Annotated in this window: 19 protein-coding genes; 10 read left to right on the forward strand and 9 right to left on the reverse strand. The window is 62.2% G+C overall.

The window, feature by feature from the left end; genetic code table 11:
- Positions 1-87: 87 nt before the first annotated feature.
- Together ACNQOP_RS06705 and ACNQOP_RS06710 are read right to left on the reverse strand one after the other, a co-directional pair.
- A complete protein-coding gene (locus tag ACNQOP_RS06705; RefSeq protein WP_416403738.1) occupies positions 88-2718 on the reverse strand; it encodes a SpaA isopeptide-forming pilin-related protein in 2631 nt (876 codons plus the stop codon).
- 271 nt (positions 2719-2989) lie between these two features.
- Positions 2990-3538 (reverse strand): CGNR zinc finger domain-containing protein, encoded by a 549-nt coding sequence (locus tag ACNQOP_RS06710; RefSeq protein WP_257369875.1) that lies wholly within the window; start codon positions 3536-3538, stop codon positions 2990-2992.
- Positions 3539-3609: 71 nt separating this feature from the next.
- Between ACNQOP_RS06710 and ACNQOP_RS06715 the strand changes: the two genes are divergently transcribed.
- On the forward strand, positions 3610-4644 hold the full coding sequence (locus ACNQOP_RS06715; protein WP_416403739.1) for an EamA family transporter: 1035 nt from the start codon (positions 3610-3612) through the stop codon (positions 4642-4644).
- A 68-nt stretch (positions 4645-4712) separates the two neighbouring features.
- Here the strand turns inward: ACNQOP_RS06715 and ACNQOP_RS06720 are convergent, their stop codons facing one another.
- A complete protein-coding gene (locus ACNQOP_RS06720) occupies positions 4713-4976 on the reverse strand; it encodes a WXG100 family type VII secretion target (protein WP_018779397.1) in 264 nt (87 codons plus the stop codon).
- 157 nt (positions 4977-5133) lie between these two features.
- On the opposite strand from ACNQOP_RS06720, the gene ACNQOP_RS06725 reads away from it, so the two are divergent.
- Complete coding sequence (locus tag ACNQOP_RS06725; protein WP_416403740.1) at positions 5134-5406, forward strand: DUF2277 domain-containing protein; 273 nt, start codon at positions 5134-5136, stop codon at positions 5404-5406.
- Positions 5407-5432: 26 nt separating this feature from the next.
- Here ACNQOP_RS06725 and ACNQOP_RS06730 read toward each other — a convergent pair whose 3' ends face one another.
- The 3 genes from ACNQOP_RS06730 to ACNQOP_RS06740 are packed head-to-tail and all read right to left on the reverse strand — an operon-like array spanning position 5433 to position 8370.
- Positions 5433-7712 carry a heavy metal translocating P-type ATPase gene (locus tag ACNQOP_RS06730; protein WP_416403741.1) on the reverse strand — a complete coding sequence of 760 codons (2280 nt, stop codon included), beginning with the start codon at positions 7710-7712 and terminating at the stop codon, positions 5433-5435.
- A 9-nt stretch (positions 7713-7721) separates the two neighbouring features.
- Complete coding sequence (locus ACNQOP_RS06735; RefSeq protein ID WP_026541102.1) at positions 7722-7955, reverse strand: heavy-metal-associated domain-containing protein; 234 nt, start codon at positions 7953-7955, stop codon at positions 7722-7724.
- A gap of 49 nt (positions 7956-8004) precedes the next feature.
- Positions 8005-8370, reverse strand: coding sequence for a metal-sensitive transcriptional regulator (locus ACNQOP_RS06740; RefSeq protein WP_416403742.1), 366 nt, complete (start codon positions 8368-8370; stop codon positions 8005-8007).
- Between the two features lie 279 nt (positions 8371-8649).
- On the opposite strand from ACNQOP_RS06740, the gene ACNQOP_RS06745 reads away from it, so the two are divergent.
- Genes ACNQOP_RS06745 through ACNQOP_RS06770 form a run of 6 tightly spaced genes read left to right on the forward strand, consistent with a single transcriptional unit; the run spans position 8650 to position 14713 of the window.
- Positions 8650-9942, forward strand: coding sequence for an extracellular solute-binding protein (locus ACNQOP_RS06745; protein WP_416403743.1), 1293 nt, complete (start codon positions 8650-8652; stop codon positions 9940-9942).
- Between the two features lie 34 nt (positions 9943-9976).
- Positions 9977-10969, forward strand: a complete 993-nt coding sequence (locus ACNQOP_RS06750; protein WP_416403744.1) for a carbohydrate ABC transporter permease — start codon at positions 9977-9979, stop codon at positions 10967-10969.
- Positions 10966-11877, forward strand: coding sequence for a carbohydrate ABC transporter permease (locus tag ACNQOP_RS06755; RefSeq protein WP_416403745.1), 912 nt, complete (start codon positions 10966-10968; stop codon positions 11875-11877). The genes ACNQOP_RS06750 and ACNQOP_RS06755 overlap by 4 nt, the downstream gene beginning before the upstream one ends.
- Positions 11874-13496 (forward strand): beta-N-acetylhexosaminidase, encoded by a 1623-nt coding sequence (locus ACNQOP_RS06760; protein ID WP_416403746.1) that lies wholly within the window; start codon positions 11874-11876, stop codon positions 13494-13496. The genes ACNQOP_RS06755 and ACNQOP_RS06760 overlap by 4 nt, the downstream gene beginning before the upstream one ends.
- Positions 13497-14312: an IclR family transcriptional regulator gene (locus ACNQOP_RS06765; RefSeq protein ID WP_416403747.1), complete on the forward strand. Its 816-nt coding sequence runs from the start codon at positions 13497-13499 to the stop codon at positions 14310-14312.
- On the forward strand, positions 14309-14713 hold the full coding sequence (locus ACNQOP_RS06770) for a rhodanese-like domain-containing protein (protein ID WP_416403748.1): 405 nt from the start codon (positions 14309-14311) through the stop codon (positions 14711-14713). The genes ACNQOP_RS06765 and ACNQOP_RS06770 overlap by 4 nt, the downstream gene beginning before the upstream one ends.
- 13 nt (positions 14714-14726) lie before the next feature.
- On the opposite strand, the gene ACNQOP_RS06775 is transcribed toward ACNQOP_RS06770, so the two are convergent.
- The 3 genes from ACNQOP_RS06775 to ACNQOP_RS06785 form a co-directional block, all read right to left on the reverse strand.
- Complete coding sequence (locus ACNQOP_RS06775; protein WP_416403749.1) at positions 14727-15164, reverse strand: VOC family protein; 438 nt, start codon at positions 15162-15164, stop codon at positions 14727-14729.
- 40 nt (positions 15165-15204) lie between these two features.
- Positions 15205-15414: a hypothetical protein gene (locus ACNQOP_RS06780; protein WP_257369858.1), complete on the reverse strand. Its 210-nt coding sequence runs from the start codon at positions 15412-15414 to the stop codon at positions 15205-15207.
- A gap of 128 nt (positions 15415-15542) precedes the next feature.
- The gene (locus tag ACNQOP_RS06785) at positions 15543-17585 is read right to left on the reverse strand and encodes a beta-galactosidase (RefSeq protein ID WP_257369857.1); all 2043 of its coding nucleotides are present in this window, start codon (positions 17583-17585) and stop codon (positions 15543-15545) included.
- Between the two features lie 191 nt (positions 17586-17776).
- Here ACNQOP_RS06785 and ACNQOP_RS06790 point away from each other — a divergent pair, with 191 nt between their 5' ends.
- Both ACNQOP_RS06790 and ACNQOP_RS06795 read left to right on the forward strand, forming a co-directional pair.
- Positions 17777-19102 carry an ABC transporter substrate-binding protein gene (locus ACNQOP_RS06790; RefSeq protein ID WP_284987382.1) on the forward strand — a complete coding sequence of 442 codons (1326 nt, stop codon included), beginning with the start codon at positions 17777-17779 and terminating at the stop codon, positions 19100-19102.
- A gap of 87 nt (positions 19103-19189) precedes the next feature.
- Positions 19190-20155, forward strand: coding sequence for a carbohydrate ABC transporter permease (locus ACNQOP_RS06795; protein WP_284987470.1), 966 nt, complete (start codon positions 19190-19192; stop codon positions 20153-20155).

Genomic DNA, 20155 nt, shown 5'->3' on the forward strand with positions numbered 1-20155 from the left:
TTTCCTCTTTCTTGTGATGGTGCGATGCTCGGGAGCGAACATTCCGGGGTGGTGGCCACGCCTATCTGCGGCGGGCCGTGATTGAAGTCATGCTGAGTTGTGGATTCGGGTGCGGCGCAGGTTCCGGTAAGCCAGGGCGACGGCGACCAGAAGCAGGGACGCTCCGCCCGCAGTGAAGGGCCACCACCCAATCCCTCCTGATTCCGGCAGTTTCAGGGCGGGCACGTCCCGGACGGTTACCAGGTAGATGCCGTTGGCGTCGGTATCGCTCGCTGTAACGACACCGGATCCGCTGCCTTGGCCCAGCGTCACGGAACCGTTGGCAGCCACCGTGAACTGCACGGCCTCCGCCAGCAGGCTGAATCCCTTCGGGGCAGCTGTTTCTTCCAGCCAATAGACGCCTGGCTCGATGCCTTCGAGTTGGAATTGCCCGGTCTGGGCCGCGATGGGTGACACCGTGTAGCTGTTGATGACGGTGCCGGGAGCCCCGGCCGCGTCATTGAGGATGGCCCACGTGGAACCAGACATCGGCACCCACGTTCCAGCGGATGACTCGCCGACTTTCTCGATGAGGATCTTGGCTGGGGTGTGGTGCGTGGTGGAGCACTCAGGTGCCAAGGGGGTGCTGCCAGTGGCGCATCGGACCGGGGTGACGCTGCCTGACCCGGTGGCGAAGTTGACCAGCTGGGAGCTCCAGGCATCCTGCTTGACGGTCACCTTGTAGGTGAGAGTGGCGACCTGCCCGGCAGGAAGCGTGAACGGTTGTGTCGTCAGGGTGGTCGAAGGCGCTACCGGGTTTGCTACCGGCACCGGGGCGGCCGTACCGATGGTCAGGACAGCGGAGCCGGGAACAAAGGTTGCCTGGTCCAGGACATCGGCCAGGTTATCGGTGAGGACGACGTTGTTGATTTGCCCGCGGTTGCTGGTGGCGGTCACGGTGTACGTGATCGTGTCGCCGGGCTTCACGGACGGGTTGTCGGAGGTGGTTCCGTTGACGGTGGCCGTCTTAGCGATGGTCCACTGCGGATCTACCGGAGTGGTCACGGTCGCTGAACAGCCCACGCCGGGTGAAGGCGGGCAGGCGGTGTCGACTGTGGGAACGTTGGTGGTCGAACCCGCAACGGGAGTGGGGCCGCCGCCCGGCATGTTCGGCACGGCCGTCGTCGCGGCCGGAACAATCGTGGCTGTATTGGAAATGGTTCCCGTTGTGCCGGGTGCCACGGTTCCCTTGACGGTGTATGTCAGGGTTCCGCCGATGTTGATCCGAACCGTGCCGGAGATGCTGCCGGTGCCGTTGGGCGCATTGCAGGCTGTGGGACCGGCCGGCGGCAGGTTCGAGGTTCCTGCTGCCGTCACGGCACAGGTCCACGCAGCGCCGGTTATGGAAGCGGGCAGGGGATCAGTAAACACGGCGTTGACGGCATCGCTGGGCCCGTTGTTGTGGACAACAACGGTGTACGTGATGGGCTGGCCCGGGATGTATGCCGTCAGGTTGACGCTCTTGGTGATGGACAGGTCAACCACGGGAAGAACCGTAAGGGGCGCGGTTCCTGGGGAGTACAGCCCCGTGATGGTGGGGAAGTTGTTGGTGCAGTTGGGAACGGCGGAGCCGTTGTTGGCCACGCATCCGGAGTTGTTGTAAACGCCGGGGGTGTTGCTGGTGACCGTCACCGTAATGGTGCAGGAAGCGCTGCCCTGAGCCAGGTTTCCGGTCACATCGACGGTGCGGCCCGAGACGGTTCCGGCTGTGCGCACACAGGTGCCACCGAGCGAGCCAACAGCCGTCAGGCCGGTGGGGAGCGTATCAACGAAGTGCCAGCCGTTCTTGGCCATCAAGTCGCTGGTGTTGGTCACCGTGTAGGTCAAGGTGGTGTTTTGACCTTGGTACATGCTCGTCGGGTTGAACGCCTTGTCCAGTTGCGGCGTGACGTCAACCAATTGCGGGAGATCGAAGCCGACGTCGTTGCCGTTGCCGTTGGCGGTCAGGTTCCGCACCCGGATGCCCAGGGTGGGCGTGGTGCCGGTGACCGGTACCTGGATGGCCCCGGACTGGAGCTTCGCGATGCTGAAATCGGTTGCGTTGATGGTGATGGTCTGGCGGCTGGGGTCCGTGCAGGGGTCCAAGTTGGTGCCGACCACCGTGGCCACGCCGTTGACCAGGATGGAGAACTCCTGGCGGGCGTGGTTGGAGAAGCAATTTGTTTCGCCGAAGATGCCGGAGACCGCGTAGAAATGGCCGGCAATGGTGGGGATGCTGTTCTTGGTTGTTTGAAGCTGCAGGCCTGCGGTTTGGATGCCAGTGGTGCTGTTCGTGTACTCGCTGAGGATCTGGTTCTGGGCAGCCTGGGCGTCGGTCATGCCCTGGTACTTGCCCATGGCGAAGGCCATGTTGCCCAAAATAGTGAAGGCGCTGTTGCGCGCGCACTGGTCGTTCGTCAGGATGTTCAGGAGGCCGCCGTTGGTTGGCACGGGCGTACCTTGCCGCAGGATCCAGCCGTTACACGCCTGTGCCCCCGGAAGCCATGCCGCATCTGCCGTGTATTGCTCGTTACCCGCGGCAGTCCCGCCGGCATAGGAACCGAGGGGGATGGGGGCTGCGGCTGCGTTCTGGTTGGAAAAGTCTTCGCTGTAGATGAGGCTGCCCGGTTGGGTGACCCCGGGCGAGCCAGGGGCCGCCGACGCGGGCACGGACGGGTTGACCACTCCGTACGCTGTCATCCCTACAAGGACGAGAAGCAGGCAGGCAAGGAAGCCAAGCACCGCATGCGCAGTCTCACCACCCCACCTGCCCCGAACGCGAGCATGTGTGTGCTCCGATTGCTTCCGCATACGATTCCTTTTCCCTGGCACCCTCGCCGGGCTAGCTTTTGGGAGCCGCCCGAATTTTCTTTCTGAGGGGTAGGTAGGGCGGGGTGGGGAATCGTGATGCATTAATAAATGTGACCTTGGTCACAGGTGAGAGAGGGGTCGGTTTGACCCCCGCCGGGACCTAATCGCTTCCGGCGGCCTTACGCGCCCGGTACGCCGCAACATGGGCGCGGTTGGCGCAATTGCCCGTATCGCAGTAGAGCTTGGAGCGGTTGCGGCTAAGGTCCAGCACGGCAGCGTCGCAGTCCTCTGCTGCGCACACCCGCATCCGCTCCATTTCCTTGCTGCGGATCACATCAATGATGGCCATGGCGGCCTCGGTCCCCATTCGGTCGGCCAGGGGAGCTTCCGGGGTGGTGGCGTGGAGGTGCCAATCCCAATGGTCATGCTTCACCAGTTGGGGGAGTGCTTTGGCGTCGGTGAGAAGCTTGTTGACGGACTTGGCCGCCGTGTCTTCGTCGGAACTCCAGAGTGCAGCCAACTCACTCCGGAGCCGTTTGATGCTGCTCAGTTCCGCGGGTGAGTTGGTGCGGGAGCCCGTGAATTCTTCGGCGTCCAGGAACGCGTCGAGGTCCTCCAATGTAGCCAGCGCTTCTTCACCGTTGGCCGCGGTATTGATCAGATTGACGACGCTACGCAGGGCAACCTCGGTGTCAGGCGCAAAAAGCACTTTGACTCCTTACAAGGCTCGGGAGTACTGTCATGACCATAAGCCCACTTTACTCCTGACAGGAGGCTGCTGTGTCAGCTCCAACGACGAAGGCTGATGCAAAGGGATTCCTGGCATCAGGACTCGGCATCGCGCTCTTTTCTTCCGCCGTTTTCGGTACATCCGGATCGTTCGCGAAATCCATGCTGGAGACCGGATGGTCACCCGGGGCCGCGGTTGCCGTGCGACTGACCGGCGCCGCCCTGATCCTGGTGATTCCCGCCGTCGTGGTTCTTCGCGGTCGTTGGCACCAACTCAAGGACAACTGGCTCACCATCCTGCTTTTCGGGCTTATCGGAGTCGCAGGCTGCCAGCTTTTCTATTTCAACGCCGTTGCCCGCTTGTCCGTGGGGGTGGCCCTGTTGCTTGAGTACCTTGCCCCGGTGATGATCGTGCTGTGGTTGTGGATCGCCAGCCGACGACGCCCGCGCGCCCTCACTGCTGCGGGCGCCTTGTTGTCGTTGGGTGGCCTGGTTCTGGTACTCGACCTGACGGGTTCTGTGAAGGTGGACTTCATTGGTGTCCTCTGGGGCATGGCCGCCGCTGTTTGCCTGGTGATCTACTTCTTTATTACCGCCAAGGAAAATGACACACTCCCGCCGCTGGTACTCGCTTCAGGCGGGCTCCTGGTCGGAGCCATTGTGATGTGGCTGGTGGGCCTTTCGGGAGTACTCCCCATGACCTTCAGTGCTGCGGACACCACCCTGGGACCGTGGACCACGCCTTGGTGGGTGTCCGCCGTGGGCCTCATCATCCTGGCCACGGTGCTCGCGTATGTTTCCGGCATCATGGCCGCCCGCAGCCTCGGGTCCAAGGTGGCGTCCTTCGTGTCCCTGACCGAAGTGCTGTTCGCCGTGATTTGGGCCTGGCTGCTTCTGGGGGAGCTCCCCGGGCCAGTCCAGTTGCTGGGGGGAGTCCTCATTGTGGGCGGGGTAGTGCTTGTCCGCGTTGACGAGTTGCGTGGTGACCGCAGGGCGGCCCGCGCACAGTTGCCGTCCGCCCTGGACCATCCGAACGACGTCGAACCTGTTCCCTCCGGATCGGTCACCGAGTCGCCACGGAACTAACCGGAAGCACGTCGGCTTAAGAGCAAAAGGCCCGGACGCGTGTGCGTCCGGGCCTTTCTCCAACTGTCTTAGTTGGAAGCCTGCTGCTGCTGCTCAGCGTTCTTCTGAGCGCGATCGCCGGCTTCGCGAAGTGCGTCGGCGACCTTCTTCAGGTTCGAAGCGTGCTGGCTGTCCCACTCACCGCGGAACTTGTCAGCGTCCGGGCCCTTCCAGTCGGTGCCGTCAAGGGCACCCTTGAGCTGGGAACGCTGCTGCTCGATGTGCTCAGCACCGGCCTTCAGCTTGTTACCGAGCTGACGAAGCTGATCAACATCTGCACCCCAAATAGCCATGAGATTCTCCTTCATTGTTCGGACCCGAGCTCTTCGGCATCCCCAGCGGCCTCCGGCTCATCCGGAAGATCCAATAGCTAAAACCTATCCCGGCAATCGCAAACCCGTCGATGGGCACCCCTCCCCATGCAGCACTGCCCATAGTTAGCATGGGGTTATGTGCCGCAACATCAGGACCCTCCATAACTTTGAACCGCATGCCACGAGCGCTGAAGTGGAGGCCGCAGCGCTGCAGTATGTGCGCAAAATCAGCGGATCCACCAAGCCGTCCAAAGACAACGAGGAAGCCTTCGCCGAGGCCGTCCACGAGATCGCGCACATTACGCAACATCTTCTGGACTCCCTGGTGAGCCACGCCCCGGCGAAGAACCGTGACGAGGAAGCAGCCAAGGCGAGGGCCAGGGCAGCGGTCCGCTTCGGCACCGCGTAGCCCTGGATCCTGCCGCCTGCCCTGAACTACTTCCCGAAGGAGCGGAGCCGCAGGGAGTTGGCCACGACCAGCACGGAGCTGGCGGCCATGGCCGCGCCCGCGATCATCGGGTTGAGGAAGCCCAGCGCTGCCACCGGGATGCCGATCGCGTTGTAGAAGAATGCCCAGAACAGGTTGGTCTTGATGGTGGACAGGGTCTTTCGCGAGAGCTCGATGGCCTGAACCAGTTGGCCAAGGTCGCTTCCCATCACCGTCAGGTCAGAGGCCTCAATGGCGACGTCAGTCCCTGAGCCCATGGCGATTCCCAGGTCAGACTGCGCCAGGGCTGCAGCGTCATTGACGCCGTCCCCGGCCATGGCCACTGTTGCCCCCGACTCCTGGAGCTTACGAACTGCCTCGACCTTGCCCTGGGGCAGCACTCCGGCGTAAACATCGTCGGGTGAAATTCCGACGGCGGCAGCCACCTGCGCGGCTACGGCAGCGTTATCGCCGGTCAACAGAATGGGGCGGATGCCCAACTCCTTCAATCTCAGGATGGCTGCGGCCGAGCCCGGCTTGATGGTGTCGCTCAAGCTCACAATTCCGGCAGGCTGTCCATCCACTGCGACCCAAATTGCGGTGGCGCCGCCGTTTTCCTCGGCCAGCAGGACTTCCCGCTGATTCGAGTCGAGGGAGATGCCGTTCTCCTCGAGCCAGCCCGAGCGCCCAACCACCACCGTCCGGGTGGTGCCGTCGAGACCCACGGTTCCCCGGACTCCGCCGCCGGGAGCGGAACTGAAGCCGTCAACGCGTGGAAGTGCGCCGGCGTCGGACATTGCCTCCTTGGCTGCGGAGGCGATCGCATGGGCGATCGGGTGCTCGGACGCTGACTCAACTGCCCCCGCCAACGTGAGGATCGTTTCAGGGGAGTAGCCATTCAGGGCCACAGTGTGGTCCACGGAGAGCTTGCCACTGGTGACGGTGCCTGTCTTATCCAGCAGGATGGTGTCTACGTGCCGGGTGTCTTCAAGAACCTGCGGGCCTTTGATCAGGATGCCAAGCTGGGCGCCGCGACCCGTTCCGGTCAGGAGGCCCACTGGTGTGGCCAAGCCCAAAGCGCAAGGGCAGGCGATGACCAGGACGGCAACAGCGGCGGTGAAAGCTGCGTTGAGGTCGCCGGTGAAGAACAGCCACAGAAGGAATGTCACCAAGGCGATGACGAGGACAATCGGCACGAAGACCGAGCTGATCCTGTCGGCGAGCCTGGCTATGGGAGCCTTGCCCGTCTGAGCCTGGCTGACCAGGCGTCCCATCTGCGCCAGTGTCGTATCTGAGCCGACGCGCGTGGCCCGGACCAACAAGCGCCCTGATGTGTTGATCGTTGCGCCGGTTACTGCGCTTCCGGGCCCCACCTCGACCGGCACGGATTCCCCGGTCACCAGTGAAGCGTCAACGGCCGATGCGCCATCTGTGACAACGCCATCGGTGGCAATTTTCTCGCCGGGACGGACGACGATGACGTCACCCACAAGAAGCTGGTCCGCGGGTATCTTTTGCTCCCGGCCGTTGACAAGGATGGTTGCGTCCTTGGCGCCAAGATTCAGGAGTGCTTTCAGGGCATCGCCGGCTTTTGCTTTGGCGTTGGCCTCAAGGTACCGGCCCAGGAGCAGGAATGAGGTGACCACTGCCGCGACTTCGAAGTAAAGTCCCCCGCCCGACATGCTTTCCATGCCGGGGTGTTCGGTCATCCGCGGGTCAGCGAACAGCTGCCAGGCCGAGTACAGGTATGCGGCGATGACACCGATGGAAACCAAGGTGTCCATGGTGGAAGCGAAGTGCCGGGCGTTGATGGCTGCGGCCCTATGGAAGGGCCAAGCCGCCCAACTCACCACCGGCAGTGCCAGGGCTCCGACTACCCAACCCCAGTTGGCAAACTGAAGGGCGGGGATCATTGAGATCGCGAAGACGGGAATGGTCAGCACCGTGGCAACGATCAGGCGCGGGCGGAGCGTTGAGGCGGACGGACCATGCTCCATGTGGTTTTCGTGGGTGTCGTGATCCTCGGTGTGGGTATGCGGGGCCGGAGCCTGCCTGATGGTGGCTTTGTAGCCCGTTGCGTTGACCGTATCCACGATTTGCTGATCCGTCACCCCTGCAGGGACCGTCACGTGCGCCGATTCGAGGGGCAGGTTAACGGTGGCCTCGACGCCTTCGAGCTTGCCCAGTTTTCGTTCCACCCGGTTGACGCACGAGGCGCAGGTCATGCCCTCGATGTCCAGTTCGATAACCCGGGGTGCGGGTTGGTTGAAAGTCTCCTGGTGACTCAAAAGGGACTCCTAAGCTTCGTTGGCTACCACCAGGTAGCCGGCTTCTGCCACGGCCTCGCCTATTTCAGACGGCGAGAGCTCCTTGGTTGATGTGATGGTCACGGTGGACAATCCGCCGGGGTTGAGGTCAACGGCCACGTTTTCGACGCCGTTGAGCGACTCGAGTTCTTCGCTCACGCTTGAGACGCAGTGGCCGCAGGTCATGCCGGATACGTTGACGTTGGTCTGGATGGTCTGGCTCATGGTGCTCTCCCTGGTGACGAGTTGGATGGGATGGTGTTTGGTGCCGGAGTTAGCGCAGCAGGCGCCCGATGGCATCGGTGGCTTCCTTCACCTTGGCGTCAATCTGTTCGGCCCTGGTTTCGGGGTTTGGCTCGGAGGCGGCACCGACGACGCAGTGGCCGATGTGCTCCTCTACAAGCCCGAGGCTGACCGCATGGAGGGCCTTTGTGGCAGCGGCTACCTGGGTGAGGATGTCAATGCAGTACTTGTCCTCCTCAACCATGCGTGCGATACCGCGGACCTGCCCCTCAATCCTTTTCAAGCGTTTCAGGTACGCGTCCTTGTTGCTGGTGTAGCCGTGAGGTGCCACAGTTTCCAGATCCGCCTCGATGACGGGCGCATCCGGATGGCTCATTCTCAGATCTGGCGTGCTCATGAATCGAACCTATACCCATAGGGGGTATCTGGTCAAGTACCCCCCAGGGGTATAAGCGACGAAATTGGATTAAGGCTCTACGCGCTGGCCCCATGGGCAAAGGACTAGACCAACTACGTCGTTAGGTATAGACCAAAAGCCCAAAATCTGGATTCTTGTTTTGCAATGCAAACCATTCGGTAAATGTGCTTCCGCCCACACGCTGGCGTTCATAGTGTTTGGTCTCATAGCCGCGGAGGGGGAAGTCCCGCGGAACCCAACTTTCTCCATGGAGGACACTTGAAACTCGCACGCTCCGCCGCGGCAATCGCCATCGCAGCGCTCGCACTGACCGCCTGCGCTCCACCCACCTCGAACAACGCTGCATCAAGCTCGGACGAGCAGACCGGCACCGTCCGTGTCTGGCTGTTCTCCGAGGTCAACCAGGATCCCAAGTCCGCCGTAGTGAAGGAAGCCGTCACTGAGTTCGAAGCGGCACACAATGGTGCCAAGATCGACGTCCAGTACATCCCAGTGGACAGCCGTGCCGAACGTTTCAAGGCCGCGTTCAATGATCCTTCCAGCGCGCCGGATGTCGCCGAGTTCGGCAACACGGACCTGGCCAGCTATGTCGCCTCCGGCGGCTTGGCGGATGTCACGGAGGACATCAAGTCCTGGGATGAGGCCAAGGACCTTGACCAAAAGATCCTGGACACCACAGAAATCGACGGCAAGAACTATGGAGTTCCGTGGTTCGTCGGCGTCCGTGCCCTCTATTACCGCACGGATCTCCTGCAGCAGCTCGGCCTGCAGGTACCTAAGACCTTGGATGAGGTCGAAACCGTTGCCCGCGCAATCCGGGCAGCCAATCCGGACCTGCTGGGAATCTCCGTAGGTGGAGCCGCGCAGTTCTCCGCCATGCCGTACCTGTGGGCCAATGGCGGCGAGATCGCCTCCAAGGAAGGCGACAAGTTCGTCTCAAAGTTGGACTCCGCTGCATCCCGCGAAGGTGTTGCCGCTTATGCCCGCCTCCTCAAGGACGACATCTGCCCGGCCCAGACCTGCGCGGAGTTCGGCGGTAATGCCAGCGTCCAGCAGTTCATCGCCGGCAAGTCCGCAATGACCATCGGCGGCGACTTCAACTACAAGGCCGTTGCCGCCAGCGCCATCAAGGACAAGTTCGCCGTCGTTCCGGTTCCCGGCAAGACGGCTGGCTCCATCGCCCCGGCGTTCGCCGGTGGCAACAATCTGGGCGTCTTCAACAGCAGCGAACGGCGCACGCTCGCCGCCGACTTCGTGAAGCTGCTCGCCAGCAAGAAGTACCAGCAGAAGATGTTCGACTCCATGGGCAACCTCCCCACGTTCAGCGACGTCCAGAAATCAGTGGCGGAGAACAACAAGCAGGTTGAACCGTTCATCAACACCTTGGGCGCGGGCACCAAGTTTGTCCCGGTCACGGAGAACTGGTCCACGATCGATGCCCAGGGTGTCTTCACCGGCATGTACCAGAAGGTCGTGACGGGCAAAGCTGACGTCAACACCGCTACCACCGAGGCTGCATCAGCCATGAATACGGCATTCGGGTCAAAGTAATGCGCTGCATCCCATCACATCCCGGAGGCGCAGCATGACAGCGCTCACCCCGGTCCTGCCCGATGCGCCCCAGGGCGGTACACCGGAAAAAGGATCGACGACGGCGGCACGCAAGTCCCAGCGTTTCTCCAACGGAAAGCGTGGGCTGGAGCCTTGGCTCTACCTGGCCCCGGCCTTCATTGTCCTGATCGCACTGCTGGGCTATCCGATCTTCCAGCTGATCAACGTCTCGCTGTACGACTACCGCCAAGCCCAGGTCAGCGGCAAAGCACCACTGAACTTCGTTGGCCTCGGGAACTACCAGAAGCTCTTCGCTGATCCGCAGTTCTGGACCGTCCTGGGCAACACCGTGGTGTTCGCTACCGCCTGCGTGGTCTTCACGTTGTTGGTGGGCAGTTCGCTGGCTGTGCTGGCAACAAGGTTGCGTCCCTGGGTCCGTTCGATGCTTTTCGTAGTGTCGCTCGGGGCCTGGGCCACCCCTGCAGTTACGGGCAGTGCCGTGTGGTTGTTCCTGTTCGAGCCCACTCTCGGCTTGGTCAACAAGACGCTGGTCTCGATCGGCCTGACTCAGTTCCAGGGCTACTCGTGGACGTACGACAAATGGTCGGCTTTCGGACTCGTGGCCAGCGAAGTGGTGTGGTGCTCGTTCCCGTTCGTCCTTGTCACTGTCTACGCGGGCATCCAGGCAATCCCCACCGAGGTCATTGAGGCTGCCAGGATCGATGGTGCTTCAATGCCGCGCATTGCCCGCAGCATCATGCTCCCGATGCTGCGTCCGATCGTGATCGTGGTGACCATCCAGTCCATCATCTGGAACTTCAAGATCTTCTCGCAGATCTACATCATGACCAACGGTGGTGGCATTGCAGGCCAGAACCTGGTGCTCAACGTCTACGGCTACCAGCAGGCGTTCGCGGCGAGCCTCTATGGCCTCGGCTCCGCGCTCGGCGTGATCATGACCGCGTTGCTCATGGTCATCACGCTCGTTTACCTCCGCATCCTCAAGCGAACAGGAGAGGCCCTGTGACCGCCGTAGACATTTCATCGCCCGCACGCCGAAATACCAAGGCCGGCGCCCCGCAGAAGCTGCGCAAGCAGGGCAAACGCCGTTTCGGCGCCGATGCGGCCGCGATCGTCATCGCGTTGATCGTCGCCTTCCCGCTGTTTTGGATGGTGCTGTCCGCGTTGAAGCCCAAGACAGCGCTCGACGCCGGCGATGCAGCTCCGTACACGCTGGAACCGTCGCTGGACTCGTTCGGGCGCGTCCTGGGTGTCAACGATTTTGGTCAGTACTTCCTGAACAGCGTGATCGTTGCACTGGTGGTGGTCGTGCTGTCCACGGTCCTTGCGTTCCTCGCTGCGGTGGCCCTGACCCGCTACAACTTCAAGATGCGGACCAAGCTCCTGGTTATCATCCTGGTTTCGCAGATGGTGCCCGTTGAAGCCCTCACGATTCCGCTGTTTTTCCTGCTCCGCAATGCCGGCGAGGCCATCCCGTTGGTGGGCCTGAACCAGTTGGGTTCGCTGGTGCTGGTGCATGTTGGCTTCAGCATTCCGTTCGCCATCTGGATGCTGCGGGGCTTCGTGGCCGCTGTTCCACTGGAAGTTGAAGAGGCGGCCCGCTTGGACGGCGCCAGCAGCTTCCGATTTGTCCGCTCCATCCTGTTCCCACTGGTGGCCCCCGGTGTGGTGGCGTGTTCGGTGTTCTCGTTCATTTCCACGTGGAACGACTTCCTTTTTGCCAAGACGTTCATCATTTCCGCGCAGGAGAACCAGACGCTGCCCATGGCACTCCTGACGTTCTTCAAGCCCGACCAAAACGATTGGGGCGCCATCATGGCCGGTTCGGTCATCATGACCATTCCCGTGCTGATCTTCTTCGTGTCTGTCCAGCGCAAGCTGGTGTCCGGACTTGCTGGGGCGGTGAAGGGATGAGCGCGCTGCCTCAGCTGGTCCCTGCGCCGTGGTCCTTCTCCGCGGGGACCGGCGAACTGGTGCTCGACGCCGGAACAACGGTGGGTGCCGAGCCTGAACTGAGCGGGGCGAGGCGTTGGCTCTCGCGGGCTTTGGGGGCAGCCACCGGGTGGGACCTCGCACCTGTGTCGCCCTGTGATGCGGGCATCCGACTCCTGCTTGACCCCGCACTCGATGCCGAGGCGTACCGCCTGGAGGTGGGGGACGCCGTCGTGATTTCCGCCGGTGGCGCCGCTGGCGCCTTCTATGCTGCTCAAACCCTCCTGCAGCTGATGGGACCGGCAGCGTTGCGCCAGGCCCCGGTTGCTCCTGCCGAAGCGTGGCCACTGCCGCGGGTACAGGTGGAGGACAAGCCACGCTTCGGTTACCGCGGGACCATGTTGGACGTCGCACGGCACTTCATGCCCAAGGACAACCTGCTGCGGTTCATCGAGGTGATGGCTGCTCACAAGTTGAACATCCTGCACCTTCACCTGACGGATGACCAAGGGTGGCGGATTCAGATCAACCGCTATCCAAAGCTGACTGAGACGGGTGCTTGGCGCCGCGAGTCGTCGCTGGGATCCTGGCGTGCCGGTGTTTTCGACGGGCGTCCGCACGGCGGTTTCTATACGCAGGATGACCTCCGTGAGATCGTGGCTTTCGCCGCTGACAGGCACATCACGGTCATTCCGGAGATCGATGTTCCGGGGCACAGCCAAGCCGCTATCGCTGCGTACCCGGAGCTTGGGGCGGGCCCGGCCGAGGGTTCAGCGCCTGTGGAGGTCTGGCCGCGCTGGGGTATCAACGAGACGGTGCTGGAAGTTTCTGAGACCTCGCTGGAGTTCTACCGCAACGTCCTGGACGAAGTGGTGGACATCTTCCCCTCACCGTGGATAAGCCTTGGCGGAGACGAAGTGCCGCTCACCCAATGGCAAGCCAGCGCCCAGGCGCAAGCCAAGGCTGCCGCGTTGGGCCTGGAGGATGTTTCGGGCCTGCACAGCTGGTTCGTCGGGCAGCTCGCTTTGCACCTGCAGAGCCACGGCCGCGCCACCTCCGTCTGGGATGAAATCGGCGACGGCGGCCTCCCGGACGGCGCACTCGTGGCGTCCTGGCGGGGATACGAGGGCGGGATTGATGCCCTCCGCAAGGGCTATGACGTAGTGATGTGCCCTGAGCACAAGCTGTACCTGGACCACCGGCAAGCCGATGGCGACGACGAGCCGGTGCCCGTTGGTTTTGTGACGACGCTGCAGGCCGTCTATGAGTTCGAGCCGCTGCCCGGAGTTGGGAACGAGGACCTCCCCGGCCGCCTGCTGGGAGCGCAAGCCAACATCTGGACCGAGCATCTGGACTCACCGCGCCGCGTGCAGTTCGCAGCGTTTCCCCGCCTTAGCGCCATCGCCGAAGTGTTCTGGTCCAACCCGGAAAACCGGGACTACGATGAGTTCCTGAACCGGCTCACAGGTGCACACCTGGCACGGCTCGAGGCCATGGGTGTGGAGTACCGTCCTTTGGAGGGCCCCGCGCCATGGCAGAAGCGCCCTGGTGTTGAGGGCTGGAAACGCGATTACGACGCAGAGCAGCTCGTGAGGAACTGAGTGACTACTGAAGGCAAAGAGATCCGCAACTCCTCGGCCTCGCTGCGCAAGGCACTGGCCCTGCTGACGGTGGTGGCCGAGGAGCCCGGCAACGGTGATGGCCTTGCGTTGGTGGAGCTTGCCCGGCTATCCGGGTTGAATAAGAGCACCTTGCTGCGTTTGGCCGCTCCGCTGCTCGAGGAAAACCTGTTGGAGCGTGACCATGAGACGGGCAAGTTCCGGCTGGGCCACGGCTGCCTCCGCCTGGGGCAGTCCTACCTTGACCGGGTTGACCTGCGCAGCGTTGCCAACGGAGAACTCCGCGCCCTCATGCGTGCCACGGAAAGCACCTGCCACCTGGTGGTGCTTTCCGGGCATGACGTCGTCTACCTGGACAAGGTGGAGGACGAGGCCACAGTACGCATGGCATCGAGGGTCGGCGCCACCATGCCGGCGTACTGCACCGCCGTCGGGAAGGCCATGCTGGCGTTCAGTCCAGAAGAGGTGGTGGCTCCCATCATGGCGGGCGAATTGGTACCCCTCACAGACAAGACCATCACCGATCCGGTATTGCTTCGCGCTGACTTCGAGGCCATACGGCGCCGTGGATATTCCATTGACGATCGGGAAAACGAGCCGGAAGTCCGCTGCGTCGCCGCTCCGATCTTCGGACATGACGATCACGTAGTGGCTGCTCTCTCAGTTTCCTCGTTGTCCTCACGAATGACCGCCAAGCGCGTCCGGGAAGTTGGGCCCATGGCAGCGGAGACGAGCCTTCGCATCTCCGCCAAGCTGGGATCCCGCCGGGCAAGTGCCAAGCTGGCGAAGCTCGCATGAGCCTCGATCCCGCAGCGTACTTCCGCGCCAAGCTGCAGTGTGAGATTGACGTCATGGAAGTGGCTGAAGCCCCACCGGGATTCCTGGTGGTAGTGGATACCCGCCGGCAGTCGTCGTGGGACCACGGACATATTCCCGGTGCCGTACATATCCCTACCGCACGGATTCCGGAGCTGGCAGCCGAGCTGATCCCGGCCGGATCACAAGTAGTGGTCTATTCCTGGGGTCCAGGATGCAACGGCAGCACGTTCGCTGCGCTCGCGTTTGCCGAGTTGGGGTATCCGGTCAAGGAAATGATCGGCGGCATCGAGTACTGGATCCGGAACGGACTGCCGGTGGAAACAGCAGCGGGTGTCGTTCAGAATAAGCCGGATGCGCTGGTGACAGCACACAAGGTGTGAGTGGAAGCGAGCGTTAACTCGTCTTCAGTTCCTGGGCAAGCATCACGAGTATCCCACTGGGTCCGCGGAGGTACGTGAGCTTGTAGACGTCCCCGTAGGTGGCCACACCGCGAAGCGGAGTGCATCCGTGCTTGGCGGCGATCCTAAGAGCTTCGTCGATGTCGTCAACGGAGAAGGCCACCCGGTGCATTCCGATCTCGTTCGGCAGCGTCGGTTCCGTTTCGATCGCATCCGGATGGATGTACTCGAAGAGTTCCAGTTGTCCCTCGCCGTCCGGCGTTTGGAGCACCGCGATTTTCGCGTGGTTGCCGTCAAGTCCGACGGCGGTATCAGCCCACTCACCGCTGACCGTGTCACGGCCGACCACCGAAAGGCCGAGGTCCGTGAAGAAGGCGATGGTTTCTTCGATATCCCGAACCGCAATACCGACGTTTTCAAGTTTGATGGCCATAGGTCGAAGCTACCAACGCACTGCGACTAGCTCCAGGGCTTTAGCGTGTGCGCTCGCGGGTCACGCCGAAGGGGACCGCGTCGCTCACGGAGATGCTGAAGTGCCCGGGGTCCAGGCGAGTCACCAGAATGCCTTGGCGGCTCAGTGTGGCCATCGGCTGTAGCTTCTCGATGGCGGCCTCAAGCATGCTTTCGATCTGAGATGCGGTATCAACCCGGACTTCGACCGAAGCGTCATTGGCGTTATTCATGGGGCACCTTTCTTGCGACGGTGGTGCAGGCGGGCAGTGGAGCCCGGCGGGGATCGGATTTCCACGGTGGCTACTGGAGAGCCGGCCCGGACCGAGGTCCGGACCGGCGGCCTGTGGGTAAAGCGGAGCTAGTTCCGTTCGGCCGGGGTATGGATAGCGCAGATGGTGCCGGCGGGGATGTGGGCGATTCCGTCCACTGTTTCCCCCGAGAGGAGGTTGAGCCCGGTCGCCGGATATTCAGCATCTGTGTCAGCGTGATTGATGAGGAACGTGAAAGCTCCTTTCTCTGAGCTGCGTGATGCAATCTCCAACCCGGCAGGAGGCTGTGCTCCCAGTTCGATCCCCGCAGCCCGCACGGCGTCCAGTACGACGTCGGCGAGGTGACCGCCGTCGAGCTTTGTGGAGACATACCAAGCCAGCCCCTTGCCGAATGCGTTACGGGTAATGGCCGGGCCGGAGGCCGCTGGGCCATCAACGTAGCGGCTCAGGACCGAAGCGGTGACGGGACGGATTTCCTCAGACCAGACCGATCCCCTGGCGCCGTTCTCCAGGGTCACGATTTCCGACTTCCGAAGCGGAAGGAATTCGTGGATCTCGAGTCCAAGGACATCGCGGAGCCCACCAGGGGAAGCTCCGGAGGGGAGGGTGTCATTGACGTTCACGATCCCGGAAAAGTAGGAAACCATAAGATGGCCGCCGTCACCAACGTAGCGGCTCAGGTTGGCAGCGGCCTTGTCTCCCACCAGGTAGAGCGCCGGGGCCAGGACCAGGTCGTAGGCGGAGAGGTCTGCTTCGGGGTGGGCGAAGTCGACACTGATGCCACGGTTCCACAGCACTGAGTAGAAGGACTCAATCCGTTCGCGATGGTCGAGGTCGCTACTGGGGCGCCATTCAAGGTCCTGCGCCCAGAACGATTCGACGTCCCAAAGGATGGCCACCCTCGAGGACACGGTGGAGCCTTTGACCGGTGCGAGCTTTCGGAGGTCATCTCCCAAGTCCAACACCTCCCGCCAAATGCGGGTCCCTGTTCCGGCGTGCGGAAGCATGGCTGAGTGGAATTTCTCCGCGCCGTAGCGTGACGCACGGAACTGGAAGAACATCACAGCGTCCGCGCCGCGGGCCAGATGGGAAAGGCTGTTGCGGGCAAGCTCGCCGTGGCGCTTGGCGATGTTCCTGCCCTGCCAGTTCACGGCACCAGTGGAATGCTCCATCAGCATCCATGGCCGGTTGCCTGCCAATGAGCGGGTGAGGTCGGCGTCCATCGCGAGGAGGACGTGATTGTCCGTGCGCTGGGCAACGAGGTAGTGGTCGTTTGCAACGATGTCCACTTCTTTGGCCCATGCCCAGTAGTTGGGGGACAGGCAGTTGGTTGCCATGAAGTTGGTAGTCACCGGCAGGTCCGGTGTGTACTTCTTGATGACATCCCGCTCGGCAACGAAGCACTGCAGCATGGCGTCCGAAGTGAAACGGTGGAAGTCCAGGCGCTGGGTCTGGTTGCTGACGCTGGCTGAAAGCCGTGGTGCATCAATTTCGTCCCATTCCCCGTACTTCTGACCCCAGAAGAGGGTGCCCCACGCTTGATTGAGTGCATCCAGGGTCCCGTACCGGTTGCGAAGCCAGTCGCGGAAGGCCAAAACGGACTGCTCATCGTAGGAGTCGCTGACGGGTGCGCCGTATTCGTTGTGGACATGCCAGAGAACCAGGGCGGGGTGGGAGGCGTACCGGCGCGCGAGCTGTTCGGTGATGTTGGTGGCGGCGCGGCGGTACTCCGGCGAGCTGGGACTGGCCATGCCTCGCGATCCGATACCCAAGGTCACCCCTTCCCGGGTCACGGGCCGTGCCTGTGGGTACTTCTTCCAGAACCAGGCAGGGGGTGCTGCGGTGGGGGTGCCAAGGTCCACGCTGATCCCCGCATCGGCGAGCATGTCCATGAGGTGGTCCAGCCACTCAAAGTCGTATTCGCCCTCACGAGGTTCCAGGAGGACCCAGGAGAAGATGCCGACGCTGACCAGGTTGATCCCGGCCTCTTTCATCAGCGCGATGTCCTCCGTCCAGACCTCGCGGGGCCATTGCTCGGGGTTGTAGTCCCCGCCGTAGCAAAGGCCTGCCGGGCGCTGGAGCCAAGGCGCCGCCGCGCGTTGGACGGCGGGGGCCTGCAGGACGTCTGTCATCGAGTGATCTCCTTAGAACTGTGTGCGCTCCCAGTAATATCACAGACAAATTCTCTGCACCACAGAGAAAACATTGTTGACATGGATCACAATGCTGTGAATTACTGGAACCGCTCACAGTCATGCGACTCCAGTTCGGATGAGCGGTGAAACCAGTCAGACCCATTCAGCTTTTCGACAAGGAGGACGAAATGCGCAAGTCATTTCGTGCAGGCGCCGTAGCCATGCTCGCAGCGGCCACTATGCTCGCCGCAGGATGTTCCGGAGGATCCACCGCCGGCAGCCAGGAATCTGCTGCCAGCGACCCCAACCAGAAGGTGGAATTGACCTACTGGGCCTGGGCCCCGAACCTGGACAAGGTGGTGGAGCTTTGGAATGAGAAGAACCCCAACATCCACGTGACCGTCAACAAGCAGGACGGCGGCGACCCGGCCGTCACCAAGCTGCTCACCGCCGTCAAAGCAGGCAGCGGGGCTCCGGACCTCATCCAAGCCGAATACCAGAAGATCCCCACATTGGTGGCAGCAGATGCCCTCGCCGACCTTTCGGGTACTGCCGCGAACGAAACCAAGAGCCACTTCCCCGAAGGCGTGTGGAACTCCGTGACCCTGGGCGGCGAGGCGCTGTACTCGGTTCCGCAGGACACCGGTCCGATGGTCTTCTACTACCGTGCTGACATCTTCGAGAAGCTGGGCATCGCAGTCCCCGCTACGTGGGAAGAGTACGCTGCAGCCGCCAAAGCTGTTCACGCAGCCGACCCCGAGGCCTACCTGGGAACGTTCTCGTCCAACGACGCCGGCTGGTTCACCGGCATGGCACAACAGGCTGGAGCTTCCTGGTGGGGCGTTGAGGGCGACGCCTGGAACGTCAAAATTGCCGAAGAGCCCACCCAGAAGGTGGCAGGCTACTGGGGTGGCCTCGTAGAAGAGGGCATCATCGACAACAAGCCCATGTACACACCGGAGTGGAACACTGCGCTCAACACCGGCAAGCAGGTTGGCTGGCTGAGCGCAGCGTGGGGTCCGGGTGTTCTTTCAGGCAACGCGGGTGCCACGGCGGGCAAGTGGAAAGCAGCGCCCATGCCGCAATGGGATGCATCCAAGCCATCCACAGGGAACTGGGGTGGCTCGTCAACCGCGGTCACCTCGCAATCCAAGAACCTGGACGCCGCGGCCAAGTTCGCCACTTGGCTCAACACTGATCCCGAGGCCGTTAAGGCCTTGGTCAAGGAGACAGGGATCTATCCCGCGGACACTGCGGGCGCCGAATCTTCGCTCACTGAGGCCCCTGCCTTCTTCTCCAACCAGCCGGATTTCTACAAGGTGGTGGGCGAGGCTGCGCAGAACGTGGGTTCCTTCACCTACGGCCCCAACGTCAACGTTGCCTACAACGCCTACAACGACCAGTTCGCCAAGGCCGCCCAGTCGAAGCAGAAGAGTGCTTTCCTGGATGCCGTCGCCAAGATGCAGCAGGTCACCGTCGAGGACCTGAAGAAGACCGGCTTCACCGTCAAGTAGCCGCCTCAGCTGCGGGAGGACGGACAAACGTCCTCCCGCAGCAACGCTCGTCAACCTCTTCGAAAACAAGGAAGTGCACCCGTGGCAATGACCGCAACCAAGCCCGGTCCGGCGGCCGGCAGAACATCCGAAACCCCCAGGCGGGCCAAGAATTTCAAGTCCCGGGTGCTCATCCCATACGCGATGCTCGCCCCGGGCATCGTCCTGTTCCTTGTCTTTATGGCAGCGCCCATCATCTACACGCTGGTGCTCAGCTTCCAGAAAAAGAAAGTCAGCGGCCTGGGCCTCGGGAAAGGTTCGCAGAGTACGGCTTTCGCCGGCCTGGACAATTACGTCGGTGCTCTGACGGATCCTGAGTTCCTGGGAAGTGTTCTTCGTGTCCTGACCTACGGGCTCATCCTTATTCCCTTGATGCTCGGCTTTGCCTTGCTGTTCGCGCTCCTTCTCGATTCCCGCCGCACCAGGGCAAGTAGCTTCTCTCGCACGGCGATCTTCCTGCCGTACGCGGTCCCGGCAGTGATCAGCTCACTCCTGTGGGGTTTCCTTTACCTGCCCGGTGTCAGCCCTTTCCACTTCCTGGCCCGCCAATTCGGCATGGAACTGCCCTCGCTGCTGGATCCCAACCTGGTCACGTTCGCCATCTGCAACATCGCCCTGTGGGGCGGCGTGGGCTTCAACATGATTGTCATGTACACCTCGCTCAAGGCAGTTCCCAGCGAAATCTATGAGGCGGCCAAGCTGGACGGCTGCTCTGAAATCCAGACCGCCATCAGGATCAAAATCCCCATCATTGCCCCTTCCCTTGTGATGACCGCGCTGTTCTCGATGATCGCAACGCTCCAAGTCTTCGCCGAGCCCACCACGCTGCGTCCGCTGGCCAACAGCCTTTCCACGAGTTGGTCCCCGCTGATGCTCGTTTACCGTGATGCGTTCACACGGAACGATGTCTTCTCAGCTGCCGCCACCAGCATCGTGATCGCCCTGGCAACCTTCATCATTTCCTTCCTGTTCCTGCGCATTGTGCAGAAGCGGGCCTTTGGACAGGAGAACTGA

The organism is Arthrobacter sp. LFS091 (assembly GCF_047977885.1).
Classification (GTDB): Bacteria; Actinomycetota; Actinomycetes; order Actinomycetales; family Micrococcaceae; genus Arthrobacter.